An 11,739-nucleotide genomic window follows, 5' to 3' on the forward strand; every position below is an offset into this window, starting at 1 on the left:
GCTGACGCTCGCGGTGGCGCTGGCAAGCCATGATCCCGCCGCCCCCCGCCGGCGACCCGTCGCGCCGCGGCGCCGATCGCGCGCTGCCATTCGCCGGGGCTGAGCCCGATCGCGACGAAGGCGAGCAGCACCGCCAGGCCGAGCGTGAACAGCGCCGCGAACACCCTGCCGAGGGGGCCGAGCACGGCGCTGCCGAGACCGAGCACCCAATCGATCAGCAGCGGCCCGGCCACCCCGCCCGGGCCGGCCGGCAGCGACTGCGTCGCGCCGACCGGCACCAGCGCAAGTGCGGCCGCCAGCACCGGCAGTCCGGCGAGCAGACAGGCCAGCCGCACCAGCGGCGCGCTGACCGCGCCGCGCGCGACCAGCGCGAAGGCCCAGCCGAGCGGTGCCGCGACCAGCAGCCAGGCGGCGAGCCCGACGCCCTGCAAGGCCGCATCGGCGAACACCGCCCCGGTGCGGCCGGCGAGGTTCGCCACCGGCGCGCCGGTCGCCGTGTTCAGCGAAGGGTCGGCGGGATCATGGCTTGCCAGCGCCACCGCGAGCGTCAGCCCCACCAGCGAGGCGGCGAGCCCGGCGAGATCGGCGAGGCGCCGCCGCAGGAACCCGGCCAATTCCGGCGGGATCAGGCGCGAGAGGGCTTGCGTGCTCATGTTCCAGGCGAACTCTACATGAAAAGTGCCTGGAATCGAACACCAAAGCGCGGCGTGACGTTGCCGGGGACCGGCGAGGTCAGACGTATCCCGAGCCGCCACAGGAGCGGCAGACGACCTGCCCGCCGGAACAGCTGCAGGGCGTGCGCTCGGTGACGTACTCGGCGTTGCCCTGCCAATCGACGCGCGTGTAGCCGCTGCTGTGGTAGCCGTACCCGGCGCAGGCGCCGCAGGTCGCGCTGCCGAGACCGCTGCACGCAGTGCACATCCGCCGCCCGGGTGTCGGCCGCGGCGCGGGTCGGAGCGGCGCCTCGGCCGGCCGGCGCGCCGCCTCGCGCCGGCGCTGTTCGTCCGCCGCCGCCTTCCAGCGCGCCGCTTCACGCAGCAGAAGCCGCTCCGACGCGGCCATCTCCGCCTTCAAGCGCGCGAGCGTGGACTCGCCCAGCACCTGTTCGAGGAACGTCATTGGCGGGCCGAGGTCGATCCGGATCAGCGGATCGGGCTCGACCTGCACCATGCGGATGGCATTGAGGGCGAGATAGGCATCATCCAGCAGCCCGAGTTCGCCCAGCAGCGTCTCCGGCAGCCGATCCACCGGATCGACGAAGTAGGATTCGGCATGCGCCAGCATCGGTTCGATCAGCCCCGCGAGGCCCTGCCGGCCGGCCGCCTCGCGCAGGCGATCGATCAGGACCGGCACGGCGTCGAGGATCTCGCGGCAGAATGCCACCGCCTCGTCGACCTCGGCCGGTGTCGCGCGGCTCCCCATGCGGCTGCGGAGCGCGGTGGCGAGCGGCGCGGCGTCGTGGCCCTGGGCACGATGCCTCGCGATGATCGCGCGTATCTGGGCAGTCTGCGACATTCCCTGGTCCCTCTCGGGCCGAGACTAGGCGAGCCGAGACCGCGCCGCACGCCGAAACGGTCGCGGCGCCGGCACGGGCCAGGGCGCTACAGGTGCAGCGGCTTGCCGTGCGCGGCGAGCGCCGCCTCCTTCACCGCCTCGTTCAGGCTCGGATGGGCGTGGCTCGTGCGCGCGACATCCTCGGAGGAGGCGCCGAACTCGATCGCCAGCGCCAGCTCGGCGATCAGCGTGCCGGCATCGGGGCCCAGGATGTGCGCGCCGAGCAGCCGGTCGGTCGCCGCATCGGCGAGGATCTTCACGAACCCGTCGGTCTCGCCCATCGCGCGCGCCCGGCCGTTGGCGCTGAACGGGAACTTGCCCGCCCTGTAGGCGACCCCGCGCGATTTCAGCTCCTCCTCGGTCGCGCCGACCGAGGCGACCTCGGGCCACGTATAGACCACGCCCGGGATCGCGTCGTAGTTCACGTGCGGATTCTGGCCGGCCAGAATCTCGGCCAGCGCCACCCCCTCGTCCTCGGCCTTGTGCGCGAGCATCGGCCCAGCGATCACGTCGCCGATCGCCCAGATGCCGGGCACGGAGGTGGCGTATCCGTCCGTGGTCTTCACCCGGCCCCGCTCGTCGAGCTGGACCCCCAGCTCGGCGAGGCCGAGACCCTCGGTGTAGGCGCGCCTGCCGATCGCGACCAGCACGACATCGGCGGTGATCTCCTCGGCCGCCCCGCCCTTGGCCGGCTCGAGCGTCAGCGTCACGCCCGCGTTGCCCTTGTGCGCGCCGGTCACCTTGGTGCCGAGCCGGAACGTGAGCCCCTGCTTGGCGAGGATGCGCTGGAACTGCTTCGCCACCTCGCCGTCCATGGTCGGCACGATGCGGTCGAGGACCTCCACGACCGTCACCTTGGCGCCGAGGCGGCGCCAGACCGAGCCGAGCTCGAGCCCGATATAGCCGCCGCCGATCACCACCAGATGGCCCGGCACGCGGTCGAGCGCGAGCGCGCCGGTGGAACTGACGATCGCCTGCTCGTCCACCTCCACGCCCGGCAGCGGCATCGACTCCGAGCCGGTGGCGATGACGATGTGCCTTGCCGTGTAGGTCTCGCCCGCGACCTCCACCGTGCCCGGGGCGATGATGCGGCCCCTGCCCTTCAGCCACGTCACCTTGTTCTTGCGGAACAGGAAGGCGACGCCGTCCACGTTCGCCTTCACCACCTCGGCCTTGCGCGCCTGCATGCGCGCGAGATCGAGTCCCACCCGCTCCACCGTGACGCCGTGCTCGGCGAGCGCGTGGTTGGCCTCGGCGAACTTCTCCGAGGACTGGAGCAGGGCCTTGGAGGGGATGCAGCCGACGTTCAGGCAGGTGCCGCCGAGGGTCTCGCGCATCTCGACGCAGGCCACGCTGAGGCCGAGCTGCGCGGCGCGGATCGCGCAGACATAGCCGCCGGGGCCGGCGCCGATCACGATGACGTCGAAGGACCTGTCGGCCATGGGACGGGAGCTCCTCTCGGGGCGGGGGCGCGCAGACTATCCGGGGCGAGGCGGCGGCGGAACCGGGGTCGCGCATCGGATCGGCAGCGATGCTGGTATACCAAAGTGGTCGACAGCGCGATCGAAGGCGTTGCATCACGCCGAGATCCTTGTCAGTCTGGTATGCCAAAGCGGGCGCCGACCACCACGACGCCCGTGCCAAGGGATAGGGAGGAAGACGTCATGCGCACGCTTACCCTGAGGACAACGCTCGCCCTGTCGTTCGCTGTCGGCACCTTCGCCGGCCCGGCCGCCGCGCAAGGCGTCGAGATCCAGTACGGCACCACGAGTCCGCCGGGCAACGTGCAGTACTTCTCCTCCGAGGAGTTCATCAAACGCGTCAACGCGCGCATCGGCCATTACGGCCGCATCATGCTCTACCACTCGAGCCAGCTCGGCTCCGATGCCGAAATGCTGCAGAAGCTCCGTCTCGGCACCCAGGACATGTCGCAGCCCTCGACCATCATGTCCTCGGTGACGCCCGAGTTCGGCATGTTCGACCTGCCCTATCTCGTGAAGGACCGCGCGCACATGAGGTGCATCGCGCGCGAGATCGTCTGGCCGATCCTGGCGCCGAAGATCGAGGCGCGCGGCTACAAGCTGATCGGCATCTGGGAGAACGGCTTCCGCCATATCACCAACAATGTCCGCCCGATCGTCACGCCGGCGGATCTGCGCGGGCTCAAGATCCGCGTGCCGCAGGGCGTGTGGCGCGTGAAGATGTTCCAGGTCTATGGCGCATCGCCCTCGCCGCTGCCGTTCTCGGAGGTGTTCGTCGCGCTGCAGACCGGCGTGATGGACGGCCAGGAGAACCCCTACGTCAACGTCGATGCCGGCAAGTTCCAGGAGGTGCAGCGCTACCTGACCGAGACGCGCCATGTCTACACGCCGTCGTTCCCGACGGCGTCGCTGCGCAAGTTCCGCGGCTATCCGCAGGACGTGCAGCGCGCGATCCTGGAAGAGGCGGCCGCGGTGCAGGAGTGGACCTACGAACTGGCCGAGCGGCTCGAGAACGAGGTGCGCGACAAGCTGATCGCCGCCGGGATGCGGTTCAACCGGGCGGATCGCGAGGCCTTCGTCGCGGCGAGCAAGCCGGTCTACGACCAGTTCGCCGCCGAGGTGCCGGGCGGGGCGGCGCTGATTGAGCGCGCGCTCGCGCTTGCCAACGGCTGCTGATCCGCGGCCCGTGCCGGGCGTGACGATGCGGGGCGGCGGGCGCGCCGCCGCCCCGGGGAGCACCGCACGATGACGCTCGCCGCCGCGCGGCGTGCGCTCGAGCAGTTCCTGGTCGCGTTCTGCGTGCTGCAGACGGCGCTGCTTGCGCTCCTCGTCTGCGCCGCGGTGGTGCTGCGCAAGGCGGGCGCGCCGCTGACCTGGTACGACGAGGTCGCCTCGATCCAGCTCGCCTGGCTCACCTACTACGGTGCCGCGCTCGCGGCGCTGAACCGGGCGCATCTCGGCGTGCCCTCGATCGTCGCGGCGCTGCCGCGCGCGATGCGGCTCGCGCTTCTGGTCGGCGGCGAGATCCTGGTGATCGGCTTCTTCGCCCTCATCGCATGGTTCGGCCTGCAGGTGATCCTCATCCTCGAGGGCGACACGCTGATCTCCCTGCCCTGGGTGCCGGTCTCCGTCACCCAGTCCGTGATCCCTATCGGGGCGGTGCTGTTCATCATCGCCGAACTGATGACCTTTCCCGAGCGCCTGGGCGAAGCCTGGCGCGGCGAGCAGGGCGTGGATCCCGAGCGCTACTTCGAGGGGCGCCGGCCATGACCACGCTGGTCATGCTCGCGGCACTCCTGGTGCTCGTGCTGGCGAACATCCCGATTGCTGTCGCGCTTGGCATCGTCGCCATGGGCGGGCTCTGGGCGGTCTACGGCTTCGACGATCTGGTGATGAGCGCGGTGACGCTCTACGAGGGCGCACGCAACTTCCCGCTTCTGGCGATCCCGCTCTTCACCCTCGCCGGCGCGATCATGAACACCTCCGGCATCTCGCGCCGGCTGATCGCCTTCACCTCGGCACTGGTCGGCTTCGTGCGCGGCGGGCTGGCCATGGTGAACATCGCCGCCTCGATGTTCTTCGCCGAGATCTCCGGCTCGGCGGTCGCGGATGTCGCCGCCCTCGGCTCGATCCTGATCCCGGCGATGAAGAAGCGCGGCTACTCCAAGGAGTTCGCCGCAGCGGTGACCTCCTCCTCCGCCTCGCTCGCGATCATCATTCCGCCATCGATTCCGATGATCCTCTATGCGGTGATGGCCGACACCTCGGTGGTGCAGCTCTTCGTCGCCGGGATCGTGCCGGGCGTGCTGGGCGGCTTCATGCTGATGGCGCTCGCCTGGTGGTTCGCGCTCCGGCTGAACTTCCCGGTCGAGGAGGTGTTCCGGCTGCGCCGGGTCTGGGCGACGCTGAAGGATGCGGCCTGGGCGCTGACGCTGCCCTTCATCATCCTCGGCGGTATCTTCGGCGGCTTCGTCACCGCGACCGAAGGGGCTGGGCTGGCAGTAGCGGCCGCGCTGCTCATCGGCGGGCTGATCTACCGCGATCTCGGCCTGCGCGAACTCTATGCCGCGCTGAAGGACGGCGCGATCCAGACCGCGGTGGTGATGCTGCTGGTCGCGACCTCCGCCCTGCTCGGCCAGTATCTCACCCAGGCGCAGGTGCCGCAGGCGCTGACGCAGGCGATCATCGGCCTGACCCAGGACCGCTACGCGGTGCTGGCGCTCCTGAACCTGCTGTTCTTCGTGCTCGGCTTCTTCCTGCACGGTGCGGCGGCGATCATCCTGATCGTGCCGATCGTGCTGCCGATCGCGCGCGCGGTCGGCATCGACCCGGTCCATTTCGGCCTGATCGTCACGCTCAACCTCGCGATCGGCCAGCAGACCCCGCCGGTTGCGTCAGTGCTGATGACCGCCTGCTCGATCGCCAGGGCGGATGTGTGGAGCGTCACGCGGATCAATGTCTGGTTCATCCTCGTGCTGATCCTTCTGCTCCTGCTGGTCACCTACGTGCCGGCGGTGCCGATGACGCTGGTCGAGATCTTCTACCGCTAGGAGCCCTGCCCATGGCCGGAACGGTTCGCGTCGAGACACCGGAGCCCGGGATCGCGCGCGTGGTGTTCGATCATCCCGAACGGCTGAACGCCCTGAGCAACGCGATGTGGGACGCCCTGCGCGAGATCATCGCCGCGCTGGATGCCGACGAGACGCTGCGCTGCGTCATCCTCACCGGCGCCGGCGAGCGCGCCTTCGGCGTCGGCGCCGACATCTCCGAGTTCGAGCAGAACCGCGGCGACGTCGAGCGTGCGCGCGCCTATGCCGCGCGCACCCACGGCGCGCTCGCCGCGCTTCAGTCCTGCCGCCACCCGGTGATCGCGGCGATCCGCGGGCTGTGCGTCGGCGGCGGGCTGGAACTCGCCTGCTGCGCCGACCTGCGCATCTGCGGCGAGGGGGCGCGCTTCGGCATCCCGGTCAAGCGGCTCGGCCTCGTCGTCGCGCTCGACGAGATGCGTCCGCTGGTCGAGCTCGTCGGCCCGGCGAATGCGCTGCAGATCGTGCTCGAGGGCGAGATCTTCCCCGCCGGCGAGGCGCTGCGCATGGGCCTCGTCAACCGCGTCGTCCCCGATGCCGAGCTCGCCGAGGCCGCCCTCGCCTCGGCCCGGCGCATCGCCGAGGGCGCGCCGCTGGTCGCGCGCTGGCACAAGCGCTTCGTCCGCCGCCTGCTCGATCCCCGCCCGCTGACGGAAGCCGAGCGCGACGAGAGCTTCGCCTGCTTCGGCACCGAGGACTATCGCATCGGCTACCGCGCGTTCCTCGCGAAGGAGACGCCGGTCTTCGTGGGACGCTGAGCGGATGAGCGCGCTCGAGGGGATCCGCGTCGTCGATCTCACCCACGTGATGGCGGGGCCGACCTGCACGATGATGCTCGCCGATCTCGGCGCCGACGTGGTGAAGGTCGAGCGCATCCCGGGCGGCGACGACTCACGCAAGCCCTCCCCCTTCGCGATCGGCGACCAGCAGGCACCGTTCCTGGTGATGAACCGCAACAAGCGCGGGCTGGCGCTCGACCTCAAGCGCGAGGAGGGCAAGGCGGTGCTGCGCCGGCTGCTCGAGCGCGCCGACGTGCTGGTCGAGAACTACCGCCACGACACGCTGGCGCGCCTCGGCTTCGGCTACGCCCAGGTGAAGGAGACCTATCCGCGGCTGATCTACTGCTCGATCTCGGGCTTCGGCCGCACCGGCCCCTATGCCGAGCGCGGCGGCTTCGACCTGGTCGCGCAGGCGATGAGCGGGATCATGAGCGTGACCGGCACGCGCGCAGGCGATCCGCCGGTGAAGTGCGGCGTGCCGCTGACCGACATCACCGCCGGTCTGCTCGCGGCGATCGGCATCCTCGCCGCGCTGCAGCACCGCGGCCGCACCGGCCGCGGCCAGCATGTCGACACCTCGCTGCTCGAGGCCGGCATCCTGCACACCTGCTGGCACTCCGCGATCGCCTTCGCGACCGGCTCGGCGCCTGGACCGATGGGCTCGGCGCATCCGCTCGCTGCGCCCTACCAGGCGTTCGAGGCGGCGGATGGCTGGCTCGTGGTGGGGGGCGCGACGGAGGCCAACTGGCGTCGGCTCTGCGAGGTGCTGGAGGCCCCCGCGCTCGCCGAGGACCCGCGCTTCCGCACCAACAAGGATCGGCTCGCCCATCTCGCCACGCTGGTCGAGGCGCTGGCGCCGCTGTTCCGGCAGCGCCCGGTGGCGGCGTGGCTCGCTCGACTCGACGCGGCGGGCGTGCCCGCCGGGCCGGTGCTCGACATCCGCCGGATGCACGAGGATCCGCAGGTGCGCGCGCGCGACATGGTGGTCGCCCTGCCGCACGCCACGCTCGGGACGCACCCGGCACTCGGCCTGCCCGTGAAGCTCTCCGAGGCCGCGGCCGGTCCGCGCCGCGGCGCGCCGCTCTTCGGCGAGCACAGCCGCGCCGTGCTGGCCGAGCACGGCTACACGCCGACGGAGATCGATGCGCTCATCGCCGCCGGCGCGGTGCAGGCGCCCGGCGGCGCGTGAGGCTATGACGCCACCTGGGCGGCGAGCAGGATCTGGGTCTCATCCCAGCCGCGCAGCACGTGCTCGCGCAGGATCGCCGCAAGCCCCGCGCCGTCGCGCCGCTGCAGTGCCGCGAGGATCGCCTCGTGCTCCTCGATCGCCTTTTCCCAGCGCTGGGTCTCCAGGTTGGAGATGTAGCGCGCGCGATAGACCCGCGCATTGATCCTGCCGTGATGCGCGACCAGCGTGCGGTTGCGCGTCGCGCGCACCAGCGCGAGATGGATCGCCTGGTTGCGGTGGAAATAGGTGAGCCGGTCGCCGCGCGTATAGGCCGCGAGCATCTCGTAGTGCAGCGCGGTGATCTCGCGGATCTCCTCTTCGGTCGCGCTCGCCGCGGCGAGCTCGCCAGCATAGGCCTCGATCACGCCGAGCAGCTGCAGGAGCTCGCGCATCTCCGTCGGGCTCGGCGCGGCGACCACGGCGCCGCGATGCGGCTCGATCTCGACCAGGCCTTCGGCGGCGAGGATCTTGAGCGCCTCGCGCAGCGGCGTGCGCGAGACCTGGAGCTGCTCCGCCAGCGCACGCTCGCGGATCGGCGCGCCGGGCGGCAGCGTGTCCTGGATGATCATCTCGCGGATCAGCTCGGCCACCCGCGCCGGCTTGGTCGCCCCGGTGCGCCGCGGACGCGCGGGCACCGGCAGAACGGTGACGGACGCCGTCATGATCCCCTGCCCCTCATGCGCTCCGGGTAGCATGCCTGGCGCGCGGACGGAAAGTGCCGCAGCGGCCCTTGCCGACGCGCAAGGCCGTGCCAGACTGGAGCCCCGAACCGATCCGGACCCGCATGCGTTACTCCGTCTTCGCGCTCCTCCGCGGCGCGCTCACCGGCCAGAAGCACTGGACGCCCGCCTGGCGGAACCCGGAGCCCAAGCGCGCGTACGACACGGTGATCGTCGGCGGCGGCGGGCACGGGCTCGCCACCGCCTACTATCTCGCCAAGGAGCACGGCATCACGGACGTCGCGGTGCTGGAGAAGAGCTGGATCGGCTCCGGCAATGTCGGTCGCAACACGACGATCATCCGCTCCAACTACCTGCTGCCCGCCAACACGCAGTTCTACGAGAAGTCGCTCCAGCTCTGGGAGGGGCTGGAGCAGGACATCAACTTCAACGCAATGGTCAGCCAGCGCGGCGTGCTCAACCTCTATCATTCCGACGCCCAGCGCGATGCCTATGCCCGGCGTGGCAACGCGATGCGGCTCGCGGGCGTGGATGCCGAACTGCTCGATGCCGCTGCCGTCCGCGCCATGCTGCCAGGCCTTGACATGGACAATGCGCGCTTCCCGGTGATGGGAGGGCTGCTCCAGCGCCGCGGCGGCACGGTGCGCCACGATGCGGTCGCCTGGGGCTATGCTCGCGCGGCCGACCGGCGCGGGGTGGACATCGTCGAGAACTGCGAGGTGACCGGGATCGACATCGTGCAGGGCCGCGTGACCGGCGTGCAGACGACGCGCGGGGCGATCCGCGCACGCCGGATCGGGCTCGCCGCCGCCGGCAACTCCTCGCGCGTGGCCGCGCTGGCCGGGCTGCGTCTGCCGATCGAGAGCCACGTGCTCCAGGCCTTCGTCAGCGAGGGGATCAAGCCCGTGCTGGACACGGTCGTGACCTTCGGCGCCGGGCACTTCTATGTCAGCCAGTCCGACAAGGGCGGGCTCGTCTTCGGCGGCGACATCGACGGCTACAACAGCTACGCGCAGCGCGGCTCCCTGCCGGTGGTGGAGGAGGTGATGGAATGCGCGGTGGCGCTGTTCCCCGCGTTCTCGCGATTGCGCTACCTGCGGCAATGGGGCGGGATCATGGACATGTCGATGGACGGTTCGCCGATCATCGGCACCACGCCGATCGAGGGCCTCTTTCTCAACTGCGGCTGGTGCTATGGCGGGTTCAAGGCGACCCCCGCCTCCGGGTGGTGTTTCGCCCACACGATCGCCACGGGCGCACCGCATCCGCTGAACGCCGCGTTCACGCTCGATCGTTTCCGCACCGGCGCGGTGATCGACGAGAAGGGCGCGGGTGCAACGCCCAATCTGCACTGATGCGCATCCCCTGCCCCCTCTGCGGTGCACGCGGCAACGAGGAGTTCACGTATCTCGGCCCGGCCGGCGTCGCGCGTCCTGCGCCGGAGGCCCCGGATGACGCGTGGCACGCCTATCTGCACGAGCGCGTGAATCCGGCCGGCCAGCACCGCGAGCTGTGGTGGCACGGCCAGGGCTGCCGCGCCTGGATCGTGGTGACGCGCGATACCCGCACGCACCGGATCGAGGCGGCAACGCTCGCGCGCGATGCGGAGGCGAGGCCGTGACCGGCATGGCCGTGCAGCCCTTCCGTCTGCCCGGCGGCGGGCTCATCGACCGCACGCGGCCGCTCTCGTTCACCTTCGACGGCCGGCGCTTCGCCGGCTACGAAGGCGACACGCTGGCCTCCGCGCTGCTCGCGAACGGCATCCACCTAGTCGGCCGGTCCTTCAAGCTGCACCGGCCGCGGGGCGTGGTCTCCGCCGGCCCGGAGGAGCCGAACGCGCTGGTCGAGCTGCGCACCGGCGCGCGGCGCGAGCCGAACACGCGCGCAACGACGGTCGAGCTCTTCGACGGGCTGGCGGCCGCGAGCCAGAACCGCTGGCCCTCGCTCCGCTTCGACGCGATGGCGCTGGGCGGCCTGTTCGCGCCGCTGCTCCCGGCCGGGTTCTACTACAAGACCTTCATGTGGCCGGCCGCGTTCTGGGAACGCGTCTATGAGCGGCTGATCCGCCGCGCCGCGGGTCTGGGCCGCGCCGCCGAGGCGCCCGATCCGGACCATTACGAGAAGGCGCATCTCCACTGCGACGTGCTGGTGATCGGCGCCGGCCCCGCCGGCCTGATGGCGGCGCGCGCGGCGGCCCGCGCCGGCGCGCGCACGGTGCTGGTTGAGGAGGACTGGCGCCTCGGCGGACGCACACTCGCCGAGGAGGCGGAGATCGACGGGGCCCCCGCTGTGCACTGGGCGGAAACGGTGGAGGCCGAACTCGCCGCCGCCCCGCGCTGCCGCATTCTGCGGCGCACCGCCGCCTACGGGCTGTTCGACCACGGCGTGGTCGGCGCCGTGGAGCGCGTCGCCGACCATCTGCCCGAACCGCCCGCGCACCTGCCGCGCCAGCGCGCCTGGCGCATCGTCGCCCGGCGCATCGTCGTTGCAGCCGGCGCGATCGAGCGGCCGATCGTGTTCAGCGGCAATGACCGGCCGGGCGTGATGCTCGCTGGTGCCGTGCGCGCCTACCTGCACCGCCACGCGGTGCGGCCGGGACGGCGCGCCGTGGTGTTCACGGCCAACGATGACGGCTGGCGCACGGTCGCCGCGCTGACCGCCGCCGGCGTCGAGGTCGCCGCCGTCGTCGATCCGCGCACCGACATCGCGCCGCCGCTGCGCACACTCGCGGATCGGGCCGGCGCCCCGGTGATCGCCGGCACGGTGGTCGGCACGGTCGGCTTCCGGCGCCTCGCCGCGGTCGATTGGCGCGATGCGCGCGGCGAGGTGACGCGCATGCGGGCCGATCTGCTCGCGGTCTCGGGCGGCTGGAACCCCTCGATCCATCTCGCCTGCCATCTCGGCGCGCGGCCGCGCTGGGACCAGTCTCTT

The 11,739-nt window shown here is 71.4% G+C and carries 12 protein-coding genes; 8 read left to right on the top strand and 4 right to left on the bottom strand.

Going from position 1 to position 11,739, the window contains the following annotated elements; translation table 11 throughout:
- The 3 genes from FK498_RS13410 to lpdA form a co-directional block, all read right to left on the bottom strand.
- Positions 1-653 (bottom strand): DNA translocase FtsK 4TM domain-containing protein (locus FK498_RS13410; RefSeq protein WP_202614854.1); only part of this gene is annotated, 653 nt, incomplete at its 3' end.
- A gap of 79 nt (positions 654-732) precedes the next feature.
- Entirely contained in the window at positions 733-1,515 is a 783-nt protein-coding gene (locus FK498_RS13415; protein WP_141855367.1) for a DUF1232 domain-containing protein, read from the bottom strand.
- An 86-nt stretch (positions 1,516-1,601) separates the two neighbouring features.
- A complete protein-coding gene (gene lpdA / locus FK498_RS13420) occupies positions 1,602-2,996 on the bottom strand; it encodes a dihydrolipoyl dehydrogenase (RefSeq protein WP_141855368.1) in 1,395 nt (464 codons plus the stop codon).
- Positions 2,997-3,218: 222 nt separating this feature from the next.
- On the opposite strand from lpdA, the gene FK498_RS13425 reads away from it, so the two are divergent.
- The 5 genes from FK498_RS13425 to FK498_RS13445 all read left to right on the top strand — a co-directional run bounded on the left by FK498_RS13425 (position 3,219) and on the right by FK498_RS13445 (position 8,089).
- A complete protein-coding gene (locus FK498_RS13425) occupies positions 3,219-4,211 on the top strand; it encodes a TRAP transporter substrate-binding protein (protein ID WP_141855369.1) in 993 nt (330 codons plus the stop codon).
- Between the two features lie 69 nt (positions 4,212-4,280).
- Positions 4,281-4,805, top strand: a complete 525-nt coding sequence (locus FK498_RS13430; RefSeq protein ID WP_141855370.1) for a TRAP transporter small permease — start codon at positions 4,281-4,283, stop codon at positions 4,803-4,805.
- Entirely contained in the window at positions 4,802-6,085 is a 1,284-nt protein-coding gene (locus FK498_RS13435; protein WP_141855371.1) for a TRAP transporter large permease, read from the top strand. Before FK498_RS13430 ends, FK498_RS13435 begins: the two co-directional genes overlap by 4 nt.
- 11 nt (positions 6,086-6,096) lie before the next feature.
- Positions 6,097-6,879, top strand: a complete 783-nt coding sequence (locus FK498_RS13440; RefSeq protein ID WP_141855372.1) for an enoyl-CoA hydratase-related protein — start codon at positions 6,097-6,099, stop codon at positions 6,877-6,879.
- Positions 6,880-6,883: 4 nt separating this feature from the next.
- Positions 6,884-8,089 (top strand): CaiB/BaiF CoA-transferase family protein, encoded by a 1,206-nt coding sequence (locus FK498_RS13445; protein ID WP_141855373.1) that lies wholly within the window; start codon positions 6,884-6,886, stop codon positions 8,087-8,089.
- Between the two features lie 2 nt (positions 8,090-8,091).
- On the opposite strand, the gene FK498_RS20120 is transcribed toward FK498_RS13445, so the two are convergent.
- Positions 8,092-8,790 carry a GntR family transcriptional regulator gene (locus FK498_RS20120; protein ID WP_141855374.1) on the bottom strand — a complete coding sequence of 233 codons (699 nt, stop codon included), beginning with the start codon at positions 8,788-8,790 and terminating at the stop codon, positions 8,092-8,094.
- A gap of 122 nt (positions 8,791-8,912) precedes the next feature.
- On the opposite strand from FK498_RS20120, the gene FK498_RS13455 reads away from it, so the two are divergent.
- The 3 genes from FK498_RS13455 to FK498_RS13465 form a co-directional block, all read left to right on the top strand.
- Positions 8,913-10,163: a sarcosine oxidase subunit beta family protein gene (locus tag FK498_RS13455; protein WP_141855376.1), complete on the top strand. Its 1,251-nt coding sequence runs from the start codon at positions 8,913-8,915 to the stop codon at positions 10,161-10,163.
- Positions 10,163-10,429 (top strand): sarcosine oxidase subunit delta, encoded by a 267-nt coding sequence (locus tag FK498_RS13460; protein WP_141855378.1) that lies wholly within the window; start codon positions 10,163-10,165, stop codon positions 10,427-10,429. The genes FK498_RS13455 and FK498_RS13460 overlap by 1 nt, the downstream gene beginning before the upstream one ends.
- Positions 10,430-10,434: 5 nt before the next feature.
- On the top strand, positions 10,435-11,739 hold a 1,305-nt coding region (locus FK498_RS13465), incomplete at its 3' end, for a 2Fe-2S iron-sulfur cluster-binding protein (protein WP_141855380.1).

Source organism: Elioraea sp. Yellowstone (assembly GCF_006704265.1).
GTDB lineage: Bacteria > Pseudomonadota > Alphaproteobacteria > Acetobacterales > Acetobacteraceae > Elioraea.